This is a genomic window from Clostridium sp. D5 (assembly GCF_000190355.1).
GTDB classification, from domain to species: Bacteria; Bacillota; Clostridia; order Lachnospirales; family Lachnospiraceae; genus Faecalicatena; species Faecalicatena fissicatena_A.
In genome coordinates this window covers 126,056-145,690 of the sequence record NZ_GL870814.1, presented here as the reverse complement: position 1 = coordinate 145,690, position 19,635 = coordinate 126,056, and the positions used below count along the sequence as shown (strand labels likewise).

The following is a 19,635-nucleotide window of genomic DNA, read 5'->3' as shown; positions in this document are numbered from 1 at the left end:
ACTTGCCGCAGTTGGTCCGAATGCCGATGCATTCGCACCGCCGGCGGCAACAGAATTTGCCTGGTAAGGCAAATTCTGCCCTCCATGTTCCCTGTTTTTTCTCCAACGGCTTCTAACACGCACTATGAGCCATCAGAAATGGCATGCACAGCCCCGCAGGACCCCATGTCAGCCTTTCACTTAGCTGAGCGCATCCAGTCGGAAGGGAAATCGTTCCCTAAGAGGGGGATTCAGGGGGGATAGACGGATGGGTATTGGCGAGACGGAGTTTAAAAGGAAGTAGTAGTTATAATTGAAGAGGAAAATATAGCCTGTTTTTTATGAAAGCAATTTTGGGTACTAATTCTGACATCCGTTTATCATAATTTCTGGTGGCTATACCTTCCCCCATATTCGAATCGATCCCCTGCTCCCCCTCAGAGCCCACCGTGATGCGGTGCTTATCTGCCTTGATGCGTCCAGCCTGCCTGGAATGTGGAGCGGGAGGTTCCGGGACAAAAGAGGATGGGGTCTGGAAGCGTAGAGTCCGCGGTTAGAAGTCCTTACGTAAAAGAAGCCGTCCATGAGGGATGGAAATTGATTTTCCAAAATCAATTTCCAGGACAACCTAAGGCGGGAAAGCATCAAGCTTTCCCGCTGCATGTTGTCCGTGCCCTCATGGATGGCTTCTTTTACGTTAGGACTTCTCCGCGGAAGGGTTGCTTCCAGACCCCATCCTCTTTTGTCCCGGGACCTCCCGCTCCACATTCCAGGCAGGCGTCCCCATACCAGCAACACTACCGCTCGTTCCCCATGTAGAATATGGCTACAACTCCTGGTCCTGTATGGCTTCCAATTACGGTTCCTATGTTGTTGATCAGGACTTCTTTGGCCCCCAGTTTTTCTTTTGCAAGCTCTGCCACGTACTCTGCCTCTTCGATACAGTCTCCGTGTGTTACCATGACAATATCGTTGTCCCAGCCCTGGGCTCTCTCTGCCGCCATGTCTACGATCTTGTTCAGGGAACGCTTGCGTCCGCGCTCTTTTGCGATTACCTGAAGTTTGCCTTCATTATCTACGTGAATGATCGGCTTGATCTGAACCATGGTGCCTACGATTGCCGTGGCTTTTGATACACGTCCGCCTTTGTGCAGATGATGCAGGTCATCTACAGTCACGCTGTGGCAGATATGTAACTTGTTCTCTTCTACCCACTGTGCGATCTCATCAATGGTCTTACCCGCATCTTTCTGCTGAAGCACTCTATAAAGCAGCAGGCCTTCTCCGAGGCATGCGCAGAGTGTATCTATGATAATGATTTTGGCTTCCGGATACTCTTCTGCCAGCTCTTCTCCGGCAATTCTCATGCTGTTGTAAGTGCCGCTTAAGCCGGATGAAAAACCAAGATGGAGTATATCCTTTCCTTCTTTTAAAAGTGGCTCCAGAGCTGCTCTGGCTTCATCGGGATTTACCTGAGATGTCACAGACATATACCCTTCTCTCAGTTTTGCAAAAAACTCCTTGCCGGTAAGCCCATACATATCTGTATAAGTTTCTCCGTCAATTGTATATTTTAAAGGAATAACCGGTACATTCCTCTCTTCAACCCATTCTCTGGGTAAATCTACTGTACTGTTAACTGTTACTATAAATTCTCTCATATCCTTCCCTCCTGTGCTTTAAGATTCTCCTATCATATCATTTTTTTCGTCATAACGCAAAATCTTTTTGGCTGTTATGACAAAGAGCAGCGCTGAAACAGCCACGGAAGTGAAGTCTGCAATCGGCTCGGCCCGGTAGATTCCCATGACTCCCATGAATTTAGGAAGTATGATGGCAAGCGGAATCAGCAGTATGATCTTACGCAGAAGTGCGATGACCAGAGATACTTTTGCCTGCCCCAAAGACAGGAATGTGGTCTGGCATGCCATTTGTATCCCAAACACAGTGATCCCCAGAAAATATACAGGCATCACCTTGCAGGTCAGAGAGATCAGTTCCTGATTGCTTGTAAAGACTCTGGCATATATTACAGGCTTTAAGACGGCCAGCCCTGCCAATACAATCGTGGCAGCCAGGCAGACGGCAGCCATGCGGACAAAAGCGCCTTTCACCCGCTTGAGCTTCCCTGCCCCGAAATTATAGCTCATAATGGGCTGAACCCCCTGAGAGATGCCCTGTACCGGAATGACGATCAGCTGCATAATACTTGTCATAATGGACATGGTGCCGACATACAGATCTCCGCCGTATTTCTGAAGCCCTGAATTCAATGTAATCATGACAAGGCTCTCTGTGCTCTGCATGATAAACGGCGAAATACCAAGCGCAGCGATACTGCCTACTGTCTTTGCACTCAGCCGGACATGCTTTCTGCGGATTCGGATCACACTTTTCTTTGAAGTCAGGAACCGAATAACCCACACAGCGCTTACTGCCTGGGAAATGATGGTCGCCAGTGCCGCACCGCGCACTCCCATCCCAAAAGTAAAGATAAAGATCGGATCCAGCACAATATTGATCACAGCTCCTATCAAAACGGAAAACATAGCCGTCCTGGCATTTCCCTGGCCGCTTATGAAAGTATTAAGCCCCACGGCAAACTGTACGAATATGGTTCCGATCAGATAGATGCTTATGTACTGCTCTGCATAGACGATTGTAGTATCACTGGCGCCAAATGCATATAAGACAGGCGTTTTAAAGACAGAAAATACGACTGTCAGTATGACAGAAAAAATCAGGAGCAGGCTCACGCAGTTTCCCAGGATCTTTTCTGCCCCTTCGTAATTTTTCTTTCCCAGCTGTATAGATGCCAGCGGTGCACCTCCCATGCCGGCAAATGCACTGAATGCCGAAATCACCATCAGGATCGGGAAAGTCACTCCCACTCCGGTAAGCGCCATATCACCGTATCCATGAATATGACCTATGTAAATGCGGTCTACAATATTATAAAGTACATTGATAATCTGTGCTGCCACTGCCGGGACCGCCATCTCCGCGATCAGCTTTCCAAGCGGTGCACTGCCCAGCTTCTCGTCCTGTTTCAGATTACCTGCACTTTTTACGTTTTCAATTTTCCTATTCTCTTCCAACTAAAACTACCTCTTTTCTTCTCTACATATTCCTGTGTCTGCCCGCTGCCGGCAGACGTAATGAATATAGTATACCACACTAACATTCCGGATTCTATATGGAACTTCTTATTTTCCTGTGATATAATGAGCGTTAGTGAGGAAAGCGTACTTGTACATTTTCCGAACGGCGAATGACGATCATAAATCTTCGATTCATGATATAAGGAGGTCTATTCACATTAAAAAATTATTGAAAAAAACCGGTTATTTTCTGTTGGCTCTGCTTCCGCTTGTAGCTGCATTTGCAATTCAGATTTCAGCCAGTCTGGTCTGTACAATATTACAGGCAGTTTATATGAATTTTTTTTCCCCTGAAGGGTTCAGCATGAACGCATATTACGAAATCATATCTGATTCCGTATTCAATGCAAAAGTCATGATTTTATACAGCGCTGTCACTGTTCTGCTCCTGGGAACATGGTATCGCATTGCAGCCGTACCCAAACATATGCCAAGACGCCGTCCGGGGCAGATCTTCAATGGCCGGATGCTGCTTGCATGCGCCATACTGACGGTATCCATGCAGTATATTGCCTCATATGTAATCGTTGCGGTGGCCAGCATCCGGCCGGCCTGGTATGAATCCTATAATCAGCTGTTTGAGAGTGTGGGCATGAACGATATGACAGTTCTCTTAGCTATTTACAGTGTCATTCTGGCTCCGGTCTGTGAAGAGCTGATCTTCCGTGGACTTATCCTTCATTATTTCAGGAAGGCGTTCCCGTTCTGGGCTGCCAATCTTTTACAGGCAATTCTTTTCGGAGTCTATCATTTAAATCTGGTTCAGGGGATCTATGCATTTTTATTAGGGACAATATTGGGATATATTTATTATTATGGAAGAAGCATTTATCCTTCCATCCTGTTCCATATCCTGTTCAATCTGTTCGGAACCTGTCTGAATTTTCTGATCATTACCAATGACAGCTTTGTCATCTTCCTTCTGCAGGCAGCTGTTGCTGTCCTTGTGACGGCTGCTGGACTGCGTCTTTATAAAAAAGGGGCAGAAACAAGGCTTCTGTAAAATGCGTGTATAAAGAATATGCCCTGCAGTATCCGGACTTACTTCCGGTACGGCAGGGCATATTCTTTTCTTGTAATATTCTTTTCTTGTAACATTCTTTAAAACAGACTCTTTACTGCAGCTTTATATTCAGATAGTTTCTTCCTGATAAAGTTTTATTGAATGCCAGGAAGCATATCATCAGAATACAGCCAATAACAAAACCTGGCACATTGAAGCATGCGGTCAGTATCAGCAGCATAAGGCGCATAAATTTCAGTGCATAGCCGAGTTCAAAGTTCGGCTGCGTATAGTTTGCTACCGCTACAAACGCCATATACAACATTACCTCTGCGTTAAACCAGCCTGATTTTACGGAGAACTCGCCCATTACAAGACCCGCTATTACACTGAGCGGGGTACTGAGCATACTCGGCGTATTCAGTGCTGCAAGCCTCAGGCCGTCAATGGAGAGCTCCAGGATCAGGAGTTGGAATATCAATGGTATATTTACCGTGTCTTTTACTGCCACAAATGCAAACACATCAGGCAGCCAGTTCAGATTCTGCATAAACAGCAGAAAAACCGGAGTCAAAAATACAGTCAGTATGGTAATCAAAGCACGGGATATTTTGAGGTAAAGTCCTGTCAGCGTCGGAAAATAATAATCATTCGCCTCTTCTATCATATCAAATATGGAAGTTGGCAGTATCATTGCGGAAGGCGAGTTGTCCACCAGTATGATCACCTTTCCCTCCAGCAGGCAGGCGGCCGCAGTGTCCGGTCTTTCAGTAAATTTGAATTTTGGGAACGGGTTAAACCATTTCCTTTTGAACATGGCATCAGCCAGACTCTGCTGGTTCATGCGCAGGTCATCCAACTTCAGACTCTTGATTCTTTCCTGTACATTCTGGAGAAGTTCCTTATCCACACGGTCAGACATGTAACAAATGGCAATATCTGTTCTGCTCGTCTGCCCGGCTTCTACCATTTCCATAATCAGATGCGGGTCACGGATACGTCTCCTCATCAGAGCGGTATTAAATACGATCGTTTCCACAAAACCATCCCTTGATCCCCTGAGGGATTTGTCCTTGTCTGGTTCCTCAACACTTCTTGCAGGATAAGTGCGGCAATCTATTGCAATACACGCCTCGTAGCCGTCAATAAATAGGCATGTGACACCCGACAGGACGTTGCGCAGAATCTGGTCGAAATCTCCGATAATATCGACCTCCACATAAGGGATGCACTGCTGGGCAAATGCGGTTGCATCCTCGGGCATGGCATCCGCCTGAACCCCGAAAAATGTGGTCATGATTTTTAACATGGTCTCATCTTTGGTAAATCCGTCAATAAAGTAAAAGGTTGCCTTTTTCCCGCCGATAAGCATATCTCGCTGAATAACATCAAAACTTTCCTGAACCGGCAGGACCTGATTCATATATTCTATATTTTCCTGGAAGGAACCACTGACTTTTTTCTCATTTTTCTCAATCATGGAATATCTACCCTTTCTCTTTTACTGTCCTTTGGAAACAGATCGTAACAGATCATCTCTATGGTTAGAATCCCCGGTTCTTCCTGATTTATACAGTCGTTTTAAAAGAGCACGTCTTATGATTTTATTTTTCATCATAAGACGTGCTCTTTATTCTACTGTATTAAATATTCTGTTGTGTTAAAAATTAAAGGTCTGCCTTCGTTGTGCTTCCAAAGCCGCCGTTTCTGGTTTCCGTTGCATCATCATCAACGGTAATACCATATTCAGTGAATATCCCCTGCATAAAACCTTCGCCTCTGCCTATGTCTACGACTTTCTCTTCGTTCGTGTCGTTGGTTATTTTGGAAAAAATATGACCTTCATTGTCTGAATAGAAATAATCACTGTCTATAATTCCAACGGTATTGTTCAGCTGCAGCCGGTATTTGAATCCCAGTCCGCTTCTCGGGTAGCATTTGAGAACCCATGAGGCTTCCATCTCCGCCCTGATTCCGGTGGGAACTTTAATCGTCTCGCCAGGCTCCAGCACCAGGCGGACAGGGGCATAGAAATCATAGCCTGCAGAACCTGCGGTTGCCCTCTTTGGCAGCTTGATTCCGTCATATATTTCCTGGAGTTCTTTCTCGTCTTCCAGCCCAAACGTATCAATCCAATCCTTGGTAAACTGCTCCAGGCTCACTTTATGAAATTTGGCAATTCTCTGCATGTTCTTTCTCCTTCTGTCTTATGAGTCGTGCAGTACAATCTGCTGCTTTTTCAGGCTTTCCTGCACATCTATCACTTTCTGGTTCGCACTGCCCTTCCAGTGCAGCTGCGTATCTTTCTGGTCGATATCGAATCTTCCGTCTACAATTACATCCAGATATTTTAAGACGGGCAGGTCTTTGATCTCTTCCCATTCATAGCCCGTGTACATCCACTGCGTCTTGTCGGGAAATCTTTTCCGGATCTCTTCTGCAAGCGCCGTGATACATTCTCTGTTGGAAATAAACAGCGGGTCGCCGCCGCTGTATGTAATACCGCTGGTATAATCCTTTTCCAGCTGTTCAAATAATTCCTGCTTTGCCTCTTCCTCAAAGAGGAGTCCCCCATCCGGATCCCATGTAACAGGGTTATGGCATTCCCTGCATCCGTGTGAGCAGCCCGCCACCCACAGGACGACCCGCAGTCCATCACCGTTAAGCATGTCATCTTTTGTAATATTGTGATACTGCATGTTACATACTTTTCCTTTCTGCAATCTCTGCCATCTTGGCATCATTCAGTCTCGTATCGCCCTTCACTCTGGAATAGGACAGATACCCGTTCATTCTGTCTATCTTAGTCAGGTTCTTGCTTCCGCAAACCGGACACACATCCATGTCCAGCTCTTCATACCCGCAGTCATCGCAGTAAGAGAGAGACAGATTGACGCCTTCGTAGTAGCCTTTTACCATGGCCCTTCTGACCAGTGCTTTCACTGCTTCAGTGTTATAGCTGATCGGGTATTTTACATACTGGATCTTTCCTCCGTTGCTCAGATTCCAAAAACGGCCTTCCAGATCCTGCTTTTCAATCGGCGTAATCTCTTCGCTGACATGGCAGTGGAAGCTGTTGCTGACATATTCCCTGTCTGAAACATTTTCGATAATTCCATATTTTTTACGGAACTGCTGTACCTGTACGCCGCAGAGGTTCTCCGCCGGTGTGCCGTAAATTGCATACAGATGACCGTCTTCTTTTTTAAATTCGTTTACTTTATCATTGATATAATTCAGTGTTTCCAGCGCAAAAGCGCCATCTTCAGCAAGTGACTTCTTATTATGGTACTGCTGCAGCTCATTCAGAGCCGTAATACCAAAAGAAGCGGTGGCAGATTTCAAAAGCGGCTTGATCTTGTCATATAAGCCCAGGTGTCCGCCGTAAAAACCGCCTTCACAATATGCAAGCGGATTGGTGGAGGCCTTCATCTCTCCCAGGTAAGCATACGTTCTCTGGTGGAGCCTTCTGATCAAATTCATATAATAGTCCAGCACATCGTGGAATGGCTTACTCTCCTGCTGGGCTTTTGCATAAATCATTGGCAGATGCAGACTGATGGCTCCAATATTAAAGCGTCCCACAAACACCGGAGTATCCTTCTCATCGGCCGGCTCCATGCCGCCTCTTTCATACCAGGGAGACAAAAATGCGCGGCACCCCATTGGACTGATGATCTTGCCATACTTTTTATAGATGCTCGGAACATATCCCTCTCCGGTCAGACTGAGCCAGTCGGGATACATGGTCTTTCTGGAACATTCGATTCCTGCCTCGAAGACATCCTCCAGCGGTTTTCCCGGTCCGTGCAGGTTCTCATCGTATAAAAATACAATCTTCGGGAACAGAACCGGCTTTTTATGCCCTTCTTTTCCCTGCCCTTTGCGGCGGACTTCCAACATCTTCTTTGTAGCAAGCTTCCCGTATTCGCTGGTCCGTGTTCCCGCACTCACAGTGATAAACGGATAGTCCCCCCTGCTTGAGGATACGGAATTAAATTTATATTCCCATCCCTGGAAGCCCTGCTCCATCTCTTTTTCCAGATCGGCCCAGGCTACCTCCTTCACTTTTTCTTCCGGAAGACCCAGTTTCCTGTATTTTTCAATTAGTTTTTTGTGAGACTTTTCCGCATAAGGCTCCAGTATCTCATCTACGCTTGGCACCGTGAACCCGCCGTACTGCTGGCTGGCAGCGCTCAGAACAATATCTCCGATTACATCGAATGCCGTATCCAGCGTCTTTGGTTCATTGTACCAGAGATTTCCCATCTCAAAACCGCCGTTTAAAACACTCTTCACGTCAAAGAGACAGCAGTTCATGGTATCTCTCCTGGCGGACATATCATGAATATAGATATACCCCTCCCGGATTGCCTGTATCTCCTCTACTGTCAGGAAAAACTTCTTATACAATTCCTTATTGAGTTCATTGAAAATCAGGCTCCTCTTTGTAGAAACAAGGGCGCTGTCCGTATTACTGTTCTCTTTATCACCAATATACATAATGGACTGGCTTTTTTTATAGACCTCGTCCAGCATCTGTACAAAATCCTGTTTATAATTCCTGTAATCCCTGTAACTCTTCGCAACGGTAGGATTCACCTTCTCGAGAGCGCCTTCCACTACGTTATGCATCTCCGCAATCGGGATGTCAGAAATTGCCATGGACTGTACCTTTTCTTCAACAAACCGGCATATGTAGTCCAGTTCTTCATCTGTAAATTTAATGAGTGCGCGGTAGGCTGATTTGTTAACCGCAACCACCACTTTCTGCACGTTAAAATCTTCTTTTGTCCCGTCTTTTTTCACTACATGCATCATGTTGCCTTCTTCCTTTCCTGTTGTCATTTATTCTATATTTAGTATTTAATGTGCGATTTGCAAACTATATCGTGTGTCGTACAAACAATACTACCACCATACGGCCTGCATCGTCAATACAGAATCTTTCACAAAAAAGGAAGAGCATACCTGATGAAATTTTGTTGAAAAATAATCTGGATTTTTTGTTAACTCCAGATCATATCGCGCTGGATTTCCGACAGGCTAAATGCCCCGCACATAGACATTGTATCTTTCAATTCTGCATTGATCCGATTGGTATAGGCTTTGACGCCTTCCGCTTCTCCCCCGTATACTGCAGTTACAAATGGACGCGCAATCAGAACCGCATCTGCCCCGAGTGCAAGTGCCTTAAATACATCAATCCCCGTCCGGATCCCTCCATCCACAAAAATCGTCATGTCTCCCTTCACCGCTTCGACAATGGAAGACAACACTTCTGCTGTTGCCGGGCACTGATCCAGCACACGTCCCCCATGATTGGATACAACAATCCCCTGGACGCCTGCTTCTTTTGCCTTGAGCGCAGCCTTCGGAGTCATGATACCTTTTAATATAAAGGGAATTTCAGCCATTTTAACAATCTCTTTCAGCTCTTCCACGGATTTGCTTCCCGCCGGCGGATTCAGGTTCTGCAAAAATGGAAGGCCCGCTGCGTCTATATCCATTGCCACAGCAAATGCACCCGACTTCTTGACAAGTTCCATCTTTTCTCTGATTGTCCCAAGATCCCAGGGCTTCACAGTAGGAATGCCCATGCCGTTAAACTTACCGATTGCTTTTGTGGCTTCTATCATAACATTGTAATCTGTCCCATCGCCTGTAAAAGCGGCAATTCCATTCTCTGCACATGCGGAAACCAGAATATCATTATATTCCTGATCCGTATATTTATCGCCATAATGCAGCTTCACAGCGCCTACCGGCCCGGCAAAAAATGGACTGGTGAATTTTCTGCCGAACAGTTCCAGTTCTGTCAGCACTGTTTTCTGCCCGCAGATAGTATCCATATTGATACAGACCTCCTGCCACTTCATATAATTTCTTGCCGCCAGATCTCCGGCCCCTTTTGCACCCGGTCCTGGCATTGTGTTTTTGCATGCGGTCCCGTTGCATATACTGCATGCCTGACAGTAAGGTCCAATACAGGTTCTTGCATTTTTGATTACTTCGCTGTACTCCATTCTCATTTCCTCTCATTTGCTTATTATTCAGCGGCCAGCCGCAGATTCACCCGCAGAGCATGTGTTACGTTATGCCCTGCGGGTGACAGATGTTTCCCAAAATTAGTATAGCACTTTTGCATTTATACATCAATAACAACTAAGAGTACCTTCCACCTGACAGAGCCTGGCCTTCCACTCCGCCTGCTTCTGGTTCTGCACTGCCAGACAGTTGAAAATCTGCTTTACGCTTTCTTCCAGGTTTTGTCTGTATGTGATGACATGGTGCCTTCTGGCCTCTGGAAAATCATCGATTCCCGCCACCTGTATCTGTGTCAGCTTCAACCGCCTTAGCGCATAAGAAACAGCCGCCGCGTTCTCTCTGTCACCACACACAATGGCGTCGGGAAGGGCACCCTTATACTCTTTGAGATAGTTCAGGACAAAATCACTGCCATTGTGCCTGTACTCCCATGGAAGATGCAGAAACACCTCTTCTTTACCGGTTTCTTTCAGACAGGCTTCTTCCCGGCGCGCGATACTGTATATATCACGGCGGTCCCAGCCTGCATACCGGATATCCCGGCATCCTCTTTCTCTCAGTTTTTCACAGAGCGCACGAACCGCCTTTTCATTGGCCAGCGCCACACAGTCCGCAAAGGGCAGTCCTTTGTCTGTATCGAAAAAGACCATATTCATTCCCAGTGCACGGAGGCGTTTGAGCTTCTCCATGTCCACCGGCAGGTCTTCCAGCCATACCGCAGTATTCTGAAGCCCGCGCTTATAGAGCCGGTACAGACAGTTCTCCAGAGATTCCATGTGCGGTTTTTCCACATAGAGAAGCATGGATCCCTCCTGCTCGGCATAGGTCTGAAAGTGTGCAATAAACTCGGCAAAAAATGGATTCTTCGCAGGAGCTATCAGCACGATCATATCCATACTGCTGGCTGTTCCATAGTTATGGAAACATACCCTCGTCCCACTTCCGACTTCCCTCACAATCAGATGGTCGCTCTCCAGAAGTTCCAGTGACTTCCGCACCGTCACCCTGCTCACGTCCAGGGTCTCGGCCAGTATGCGTTCGGAGGGGATTCGTTCTCCTTCCGGGTAGGTTCCGTTAAATATCAGGTCGCATATTCTGTTTTTTACGTTCGTATATAAATTTTCTTCATTCATAAAAGCTATTATAGCTCCTCTGCATATTCCATGCAAGCCCGGACATTCCCGCCTTCTGATCCTTGTTTTTTGCAAAATTGTTAAAACAGATCTTTATTTCTGGGATACAGCTCTTTATAGATCTGATATCTTTCCTCGTAAATCTTCTGATTTTCCACATCCGGCGTTACAACGTCACTGCTCAGACGGACAATCCTGCTGCATGCCTCCTCGTAGGACGCATAACCGCCTGTGCCCACTGCCGCCGTGATGGCAGCTCCCACGCAGGCCTGCTCCTGGATCAGGCTTGTATAGATTTCTTTTCCAAACATGTCTGCCTGAATCTGTCGGAACAGGCGCCCTCTTGCTCCGCCGCCGGATGCCAGGATTCTCTGGAACTCTACGCCCATGTCCTGGAAGATCTCCAGCGAATTTTTCAGGCCAAAGATGATGCCCTCCATTGTGCTTCGGATCAGTTCGGCTTTTGTATGACTAAGTGTCAGTCCGTGGTAGATTCCTTTTGCGTCAGGATCGTTATACGGCGTCCGTTCCCCGCTCAGATAGGGAAGAAAAAGAAGGCCTCTGCTTCCGGCGGGAGCCTTTTCTGCCAGGGCGGTCATATCGTCAAAGGAATGCATATCCAGGATATTTTTCATCAGCCATTTTAAAGCAACGCCCCCGCTTAAATTTGCGCCCATAAGCATCCACCGGTCTTCGCGGACATGACAGAAGGTGTTTGTCCTGTACTCTATGTCATACAGCGGTGTGCCGACTGAACAGGCCAGCTGGCTGGCCGTCCCGATATTGGCCGAAAGGGTGCCCGGCGAGATAATGCCGTTGCCCACCGCCTGCATCAGGCTGTCGCCTCCGCCATATACAATCTTTGTACCTGCTTTCAGCCCGGTCAGCGCTTCACATTCTGCGCTCACTTCCCCTGCAATCTCATAGGATTCATGGCACGGCACAAAAAGTTCTCTCTCCAGACCCAGACGATCAATAAAATCCCAGGCCCACTGCCTGTTTTTTGTATCAAATATAACGGTGCTGGAGGCGTCAGACATATCCGTCCCCAGCTCCCCACACATTCTGTAGCGCAGATAATCTTTTGGCAGCATCACTTTACTGATCTTGCTGTAAACATCCGGCTCATGCTCTTTTACCCACATCAGCGAGCTGATTAAAAATCCGGTACTTAAAGAATTCAGGGAAGTTTGATTATACTCCTCCTTTGGTATTACAGAGTATATATTCTGGATTTCTCTCTGTGAGCGCTGGTCGGCCCAGATAATCGCATTTCTCTGCGGTTTCCCGTTTTTCCCTGTCATAACCAGGCCATGCATTTGCCCGGAATATCCCACGCCTTTGATATAGTCCCGCGTCTCAGGATGCTTTTCCATCAATGTCCTGATTGTGCCAAGGGCTGCATCGCAGAGCAGGTCTATATCCTGCTCTGCGTACTGCTGTTCCTGTTTTATAATGTCATACCCCTCCTGTGCTGTATCGACTGCTCTTCCGCCCTCTTCCATAAGGAGCGACTTCACACTGGAGGTTCCCAGATCAATCCCTATATAATACTGCATATGATTCTCCTTTTTAGATACTCGTAGACTCCAGGTCCAGACGTTTGATAATATCCTCCTGAATATCCGGTGACAGATCCAGGAAGTTCACAAATGTTCCGTGGATTCTCATGATATATACGCCGCTGGGAGCATATTTTTTCGGGTTTGCCAGCACCTTGCGCAGCATATCAGGTGTCGTCACATTTACATACAGATAAAATGGGGCCGTTCCCTCATTTTGCGGGTTGTAGAACAAAGGAGATATAATCTTATCCCGGAACTCCAGCCCCTTCTGCTCAAATGCAGGAGTCTTAAAATAATTTGGATTGATTCCAAGATGGGAAGCATAGCCGCCGTTCATTTTTTCAAAAGGCAGTTTCATATTGGAAAGCATTCGAAAGCCCAGTCCCTGGTGTGCTTCTCCATACAGCGGATCTACTCCGTATCCCAGCTGCTCTCTTGCTTTCCTGCCGTCTGGTGTTGCGCCTACCCAGTATCCGTAAAGCAGATGTGTAGACGGGGTAGACCAGTCCGGCCGGAACGGATTGCCAAGATAATTCTTTTTGGATGCAACCATGTCGCTCACCCGGTTTGCAATCTCCGCAGCCTCATCGTCCACTTTTGCGATGTTATTCCCGAATTTCGGCGCTGTCAGAAGATACTGCTGCATCTCCGGATCCTTTTCAAAGTCGGTTCTGAGGGCCTCAATCAGGCGGTCTGCATCCTGAGGACATTCCGCAAGCAGCGTGTCGATGGCAATAAAGGAATCTGCCACAACAGACAGGCCATGGATCAGACAGCCGCTTCCGTTATATTTTGTTCCCTGACGCTTTGTATCTCTGGTATCTATTCCACTCTCAACTCCGCCCATCATGGCCGAGAGAAACGGAACCTGCAGCAGGCCGACCGCCTCAGTTGCCGCATTGGCGCAGGAAACCATTTTGTCTACATATTCTTCCAGATTGCTGTAGAATATGCCGCGGATATTTTCAAGCACCTCCCGCTTATTCTTGTATCCCATCTCCTCATCGCTTTTTCCCAGCTTCTTTCCTGTGATGGTTGATACGCCGCCATTCAGAGAAAGTTCCAGTACCTTACCGAGATTCAGCCAGCTGTTTGTCGTATTTCCATTGTCTTTCCCCATGATCAGCGGTTCCTGACATCCGGCAACCGAATAGTCCTGCAGATCTTCATCTGCCACATGGCTCCCATTTTTCAGGATACAAAATACCGCGTCGTCATTAAATAGTGACGGGGTCAGGCATCCCGGAGTGAAGAAAAATCTGCCCATGCTCTCATATAATTCCTGGGGTGTATTCTTGTGCAGTTTTACGGAGAGAATCGGCTGCGGCAGATTCATGTCATAGTAAGCATCCAACAGCGCGTATGAGGATGGATTTGTCATATCCTCCCCCTCATTAGACTTTCCGCCTATGATGAGGTTCTGAGAAATCGCCCAGCTTCTGTCTGCAACATTGAAGAATACAAGCAGGTGCTTAAATAAAGCGGCAGCCATCTCTCTGTCCGTCCCTTCCATAGCCCGGTATGGTTCGAAAATCCGGTCTGCATTGCCTACGGAAAATGCGAACGGGTTGGGTGTCTGCTCCAGACACATGGTCTGCCAGATTAAGATAAAGGACTGGATTGCCTCATACAGGTTCTCCGCCCCGTGTTCCGGCACTTTTCTCAAAGCGGCTTCCATCATTGCAAATCTCGGCTTATCCTCGTCCACTGCATTTTCCCATTTTTCATGTGCAAGATCCGCATATCTGCCTGCCAGTATGAGAACTGCATCCAATGCCGTATCCATAGCAGTGTAATAAATCTTCTTCTCTTCCTCTGTCCCAGATGCCAGCTTCTCCCTGATCTGCTCCTTGATGCCCTGCACTCCGGATCTCAGCATCGGACGTACATCCGGTATCAGATGTCCTGTCACCTGCTCAATAAAGAAGATTGCTTCGCTGGTGCTGTCGCCTGCTATGTCATATGCCCTGCGGAGTGCATCTGCAAACTGCGTGTGATTGTTATATTCCCGCAGATCTTCAATCCTTTCACTGGTGATATCGCCGATGGGATCAATATCTCCGAACACGGCTACCGGATCGCAGTATCCGCTGAAAGAGTCCACGGTAAACGCTGGATTGATCAGTGCGTAGGAGCGTGCAAATGAGTCATCCTGGGTTCCGGCAAACATGTGATAGTCACTGATCCACAGTGGCAGCTCCTTTGCGATTTCCACAAGTGTTTTTGCGATACGGATAGCATCCGGTTCGTCCCGGAATTCACTGTCGCACCAACGCATCGTCTCTTTCGCCAGAAACCACCCTTCCAGATGGTCAATTCTGCGCTCCTCCTGAAATCTTTCCTTGGCCAGCTCCGTAATCTTTTCTGCAGTTAATGTTCTTTCTGCTTTCATAATCGTTGCTCCTCTCTTCGTTTTGTTTATGTATTGATAAATATTATGTAATTCAATTTATGTTCGCATATAATTCAGGCCGAGTCCGCGGATGCTATCCCGGAATTTTTTTACGGTTTCCTCTTTCACATGTGCCGCATCGGTCATCTGGTATTCCCATCCGCACTGCTCCCATTTCTTTTTTCCGAACTCATGGTAGGACAGCAGCTCAAAGGTTACGTTCCCGTCCCTGAGGGATTGGAAAAATTCCAGAAAATCTCTGATATCCTCTTCGCTGTCATTCACTTTGCCGATCAGTGGCACCCGAATATGTAAGCATGGATGAAGTTCTGCTGCACGTCTGATATTTTCTATGGTCTGCGCATTGGATATGCTGGTTGCACGGCGGTGCTTTTCTTCATCACACAGTTTGCAGTCCATAATCAGCTGGCTGATATAGGGAAAGCATTCCTGCAGCCGGGGATGTGCCCCGTTCGTCTCTACGGCTGTGTGAATCCCGGCGGCAGTCAGCCGTTTCAAAGCCTCCAGCAGTTCATCGAACTGCAGCGTCGCCTCGCCGCCCGTAAAGGTAACTCCGCCCCCATCATAGAACATGGGGCTGTTCCCTATAATCTCTTCAACGAGGGCATCTACTTCAATCTCTTCATAAGAGAGCCGTATTCCTTTTGTCCGGTGCTCCGTGACACATTCCCGGCCTTTACACTCCCGGCATACTGCTCTGTCCAGCTGCTTATCCCGGATCGCATGATGGGGACAGACTTCATCCAGAAGCCACTCCTCTTCCGTAATGAGCACTCCTTCCCATCTCATGCCCTCGGGATTAGAGCACCACGGGCACTTCATATTACATCCCTGTAAATGATAGACCAGTCGGTTTCCAAATCCATCCTGGGAATAATTAAACCCTTTCTGAAATATCCTCATGACATCCTCCTTTCCTTCCTCAAAAAAACTATCCTTATAATTGGTATTATATGATAATACCAATTTACTGTCAATATAAAATGCACACTTAAAAGTAAAAAATAAAATCATGCTGCTGTTTTTATCGTTATTCCTTTTGAGAATGCATTTTATTAAGAAAAGAATTTCTTTTTTGCAATACGCCTGAAGCCTCAATTCATCGTTCTGCTTTTCAATGTCCGCAACCGCCGTACAGCAGAATACTTATCCCTCCATTAAAATAGATCCGCTGCTTCAACTACCTTCAGTATTTCTTCTATCTTCTTTGTTCCGACTACGAGTGCCATTCTGACATATCCTTCCCCTTCACTTCCAAAAGCGCTGCCCGGTGTTACAATAAGTCCGGTCCGCTCCATCAGTTCCATGCAGAATGCAAACGAAGACTCGTATTTTTCAGGTATTCTGGCCCAGACGAACATCGTGCCCTGACTGTCAGGGACATCCCATCCGATTCGTCTCATTCCCGCACACAGTGCCCGGTTCCTCCTCTCATACTCTAAACGCTGCTCTTCAATAAAACCATCCGGTCCGGTCAGTGCTGCAATGGCCGCATACTGTACCGGCAGAAAAATGCCATAATCAATCTGGGAACGCAGTGTCTTAAACTTTTCAACAATCTCCCTGTTTCCCACCACAAAAGATATTCTAGCTCCCGTAAGATTATAGGACTTTGACAGAGAATAGAATTCTACGCCAACCTCCTTTGCCCCCTCGAAGGATAGAAAAGACCGTCCCTGTTTACGGGTATAAATAATATCGGAATAAGCATTATCGTGCAGAATAATAATTTGATGCTTTTTGGCAAATACAATCAGTTTTTCATAAAATTCATCGGGTGCGCAGACACACACCGGATTGAGCGGATAAGAAACAACCATATATTTTGTCCGCTTTAAAACCTCCAGCGGTATATGTTCCAGATCCGGCAGATATCCGTTCTTCTCTTCTATCTTATAAGTATCTACCTTTGCTCCCGCCATAATACCGCTCATCTCAAACAGAGGATACCCCGGATTCGGTACCAGGATTGATTCCCCCGGATTGCACAGGACCAGCCCAATATGAGCCATCCCCTCCTGGGACCCGTAAACCGACATCACCTCATCCGCATCCAGTTTCACGCCAAACCGTTTCTCATACCGGTACTGTACCGCTTCTATCATCTGCGGCAGATCAGAAAGCGAATACTTATAATTCTCCGGATCCCCGCAGGCATCCTGCATCGCCTTCATAATATGCAAAGCTGGCTTAAAATCAGGGGTTCCGACCGACAAATTATATACCCTGCGTCCCCGGGCAAGCAGCTCATCCTTTTTCTGGTTCAACGCAGAAAAAATTCCGGGCTGAATATCATTGACTTTTTCTGAAAAATGAAAACTCTCCATCTTTTGTGCCTCCTCTTTAAACAATAAAAGTATTATAACACGCATTTTGTGATTATGGAATGGGGGGACGCTAAGTGAAAGGCATGCACATCCCCGCCCCCGGCCATCCTTGCCTTTCACTTAGCTGGGTGCAACAGGTCGGGAGGTGAAGCGATGTGGGGGGAATGAATTTGGTGTATACAGATGAAGCCTGTCTGAAATGTGAGGTTTGATTTCGCACTTCAGGCAGGCTTCTTTGTTTATTGATCTTTTCTTTTTTTAATCCGCTCTTTATCTTCTTCTGTCATTATGTATTGTGCAATGTCTTGCACAGTGCAATTCAGGATTGTGCACAGGTCGTTTATTGTGACTGTGCTGATGGGCTCGTTTTTTCTTAGTCTGTTTATTGTTGAGCCTGATATTTTGTGTTCATTTATTAATGTATAAGTGGATTCCTTCGAATTTTGAAGTGTCATCCAGAAAGGACTATAATCAATCATTTAAATCTCCCCTTTTTTATAGGATAGTATGCAGTCCTTCAATTGACTATAGTCTATAAAATGACTATAATAGGTTAAAAGGAGGTATTCGTTTTGTTGCCCGATATGAATTTAGAACAGAAAAAACGATTTTGGAGATTTGTATTCATGGATGATCTCGAATTTTTTGAGAAATTTATTGTGGACCTGCCGGAAGATGCACAGATAAGATTCTTCGAAGAGACACCTGATTTTCTGTGTGGTTATCTTAATATGAAGGATAAAGCGGATCTGGAAAACGATGAAATCTATCAAAATATTTTGAAGAAAATCCGTCAGCTTAAGAAGCCGGACCAGTAGACGGATCTGGAAGAATGCTGGACGGTAAAGTGGAAAATAAAAACAGGCTTCCCGGATATGGGGATTAGGACAGAAGGCTTTTTCAAAAGCAGCCGGCTGTTCTTTTTCCTGCCACAAAGAAAGAGAGTTTTCAGTTATAAACCGTACCAGATATTTACTCAGCCTATGTAGATGTGCTAATATTGATATAAGTCTTATGCAGCCGCAATTAGATATTTATGTTATACCCAAAGGGCCCGTCCGAAGGGTATGGATACCGTCTTAAAGAAGGACATGTCTTTAGAAAACTGGATGAGAATGGCGTGGTTTTCATCGAATATGCGCCTCTTGAAACGGCCTGGGTTCCCATAACTGGCGACAACTATTTCTATGTGTATTGTTTATGGGTTTCTGGCAGCCACAAAGGAAATGGATATGGAAAATCGCTGATGGAGTATTGTTTGACTGATGCAAAAGAAAAAGGGAAATCCGGCATTTGTATGCTGGGAGCAAAAAAACAAAAGGCCTGGCTTTCTGACCAGTCATTTGCTAAGAAGTTCGGCTTTGAAGCTGTTGATACTACCGATAATGGATATGAATTGCTTGCACTTTCTTTCGATGGAACATTCCCCAAGTTTACACAGAATGCCAAAAGACAGAAAATTGATAACAAAGAGCTGACAATTTTCTATGATATGCAATGCCCCTATATCCTCCTGAATATTGAGAAAATCAGACAGTACTGTAAAGTGAATGACGTTCCGGTATCACTAATGCAGGTAGATACGCTGCAAAAAGCAAAGGAACTGCCTTGTGTTTTCAATAACTTAAGTGTGTTTTATAAAGGCAACTTTGAGACAGTAAATTTATTAGACATCACCGGCTTAAAAAGAATACTAAAATAGAGTTTCGCTTGCAAAACTCGCGCCTGTGGCGGTCTCATCGCGACACCTACCTCTTACGTCGCAGTGCGCATCCCGCCGGAAGGGCTTTTTATCTTATAGGCGAATTTCCTATAAGACAAAATAAAGGGCGCCTGCTGCGCCCTTTGTGTCTGCGATCTTTCCCTATTTATCTGCACCTTTTAACAATGGTTCGCTTCAACTCGCTTTTTCTTGTTTGTTTTCAATTCTGGTAAGTCTATTATTGATATCTTTTACAACAAGAATGATCCTATCATTCTCAACTTTTGTATCACAGCGCGGATCA

The 19,635-nt window shown here is 46.2% G+C and carries 16 protein-coding genes; 3 read left to right on the top strand and 13 right to left on the bottom strand.

Features of this window, described 5'->3' with window-relative positions:
* Window positions 1-776: 776 nt before the first annotated feature.
* Both HMPREF0240_RS14230 and HMPREF0240_RS14225 read right to left on the bottom strand, forming a co-directional pair.
* The gene (locus HMPREF0240_RS14230) at window positions 777-1,640 is read right to left on the bottom strand and encodes a DegV family protein (RefSeq protein ID WP_009004119.1); all 864 of its coding nucleotides are present in this window, start codon (window positions 1,638-1,640) and stop codon (window positions 777-779) included.
* Between the two features lie 18 nt (window positions 1,641-1,658).
* Window positions 1,659-3,077, bottom strand: a complete 1,419-nt coding sequence (locus HMPREF0240_RS14225; RefSeq protein WP_009004118.1) for an MATE family efflux transporter — start codon at window positions 3,075-3,077, stop codon at window positions 1,659-1,661.
* A 367-nt stretch (window positions 3,078-3,444) separates the two neighbouring features.
* On the opposite strand from HMPREF0240_RS14225, the gene HMPREF0240_RS14220 reads away from it, so the two are divergent.
* Entirely contained in the window at window positions 3,445-4,143 is a 699-nt protein-coding gene (locus HMPREF0240_RS14220; RefSeq protein WP_157134250.1) for a CPBP family intramembrane glutamic endopeptidase, read from the top strand.
* 112 nt (window positions 4,144-4,255) lie between these two features.
* Here the strand turns inward: HMPREF0240_RS14220 and HMPREF0240_RS14215 are convergent, their stop codons facing one another.
* The 11 genes from HMPREF0240_RS14215 to HMPREF0240_RS14165 form a co-directional block, all read right to left on the bottom strand.
* Entirely contained in the window at window positions 4,256-5,623 is a 1,368-nt protein-coding gene (locus tag HMPREF0240_RS14215) for a spore germination protein (RefSeq protein ID WP_009004116.1), read from the bottom strand.
* 187 nt (window positions 5,624-5,810) lie between these two features.
* Window positions 5,811-6,332: a deoxyuridine 5'-triphosphate nucleotidohydrolase gene (locus HMPREF0240_RS14210; RefSeq protein ID WP_009004114.1), complete on the bottom strand. Its 522-nt coding sequence runs from the start codon at window positions 6,330-6,332 to the stop codon at window positions 5,811-5,813.
* Between the two features lie 18 nt (window positions 6,333-6,350).
* Complete coding sequence (gene nrdG / locus HMPREF0240_RS14205) at window positions 6,351-6,842, bottom strand: anaerobic ribonucleoside-triphosphate reductase activating protein (protein ID WP_009004113.1); 492 nt, start codon at window positions 6,840-6,842, stop codon at window positions 6,351-6,353.
* A gap of 1 nt (window position 6,843) precedes the next feature.
* The gene (nrdD, locus tag HMPREF0240_RS14200; protein ID WP_347462624.1) at window positions 6,844-8,961 is read right to left on the bottom strand and encodes an anaerobic ribonucleoside-triphosphate reductase; all 2,118 of its coding nucleotides are present in this window, start codon (window positions 8,959-8,961) and stop codon (window positions 6,844-6,846) included.
* A 191-nt stretch (window positions 8,962-9,152) separates the two neighbouring features.
* Window positions 9,153-10,169 carry an alpha-hydroxy-acid oxidizing protein gene (locus HMPREF0240_RS14195; RefSeq protein WP_009004111.1) on the bottom strand — a complete coding sequence of 339 codons (1,017 nt, stop codon included), beginning with the start codon at window positions 10,167-10,169 and terminating at the stop codon, window positions 9,153-9,155.
* 129 nt (window positions 10,170-10,298) lie between these two features.
* Entirely contained in the window at window positions 10,299-11,324 is a 1,026-nt protein-coding gene (locus HMPREF0240_RS14190; RefSeq protein ID WP_009004110.1) for a LacI family DNA-binding transcriptional regulator, read from the bottom strand.
* 80 nt (window positions 11,325-11,404) lie between these two features.
* Complete coding sequence (gene xylB, locus HMPREF0240_RS14185) at window positions 11,405-12,883, bottom strand: xylulokinase (RefSeq protein ID WP_009004109.1); 1,479 nt, start codon at window positions 12,881-12,883, stop codon at window positions 11,405-11,407.
* 13 nt (window positions 12,884-12,896) lie between these two features.
* Window positions 12,897-15,281, bottom strand: a complete 2,385-nt coding sequence (locus tag HMPREF0240_RS14180; RefSeq protein WP_009004108.1) for a pyruvate formate lyase family protein — start codon at window positions 15,279-15,281, stop codon at window positions 12,897-12,899.
* Window positions 15,282-15,338: 57 nt separating this feature from the next.
* The gene (locus HMPREF0240_RS14175) at window positions 15,339-16,205 is read right to left on the bottom strand and encodes a glycyl-radical enzyme activating protein (protein WP_009004107.1); all 867 of its coding nucleotides are present in this window, start codon (window positions 16,203-16,205) and stop codon (window positions 15,339-15,341) included.
* A 254-nt stretch (window positions 16,206-16,459) separates the two neighbouring features.
* Window positions 16,460-17,629 (bottom strand): aminotransferase class I/II-fold pyridoxal phosphate-dependent enzyme, encoded by a 1,170-nt coding sequence (locus HMPREF0240_RS14170; protein WP_009004106.1) that lies wholly within the window; start codon window positions 17,627-17,629, stop codon window positions 16,460-16,462.
* Between the two features lie 239 nt (window positions 17,630-17,868).
* Window positions 17,869-18,084: a helix-turn-helix transcriptional regulator gene (locus HMPREF0240_RS14165; protein WP_347462623.1), complete on the bottom strand. Its 216-nt coding sequence runs from the start codon at window positions 18,082-18,084 to the stop codon at window positions 17,869-17,871.
* 171 nt (window positions 18,085-18,255) lie between these two features.
* Between HMPREF0240_RS14165 and HMPREF0240_RS14160 the strand changes: the two genes are divergently transcribed.
* Window positions 18,256-18,447, top strand: coding sequence for a hypothetical protein (locus HMPREF0240_RS14160; protein ID WP_242833349.1), 192 nt, complete (start codon window positions 18,256-18,258; stop codon window positions 18,445-18,447).
* A gap of 218 nt (window positions 18,448-18,665) precedes the next feature.
* Window positions 18,666-19,331: a GNAT family N-acetyltransferase gene (locus tag HMPREF0240_RS14155; RefSeq protein WP_009004104.1), complete on the top strand. Its 666-nt coding sequence runs from the start codon at window positions 18,666-18,668 to the stop codon at window positions 19,329-19,331.
* Window positions 19,332-19,635 lie beyond the last annotated feature (304 nt).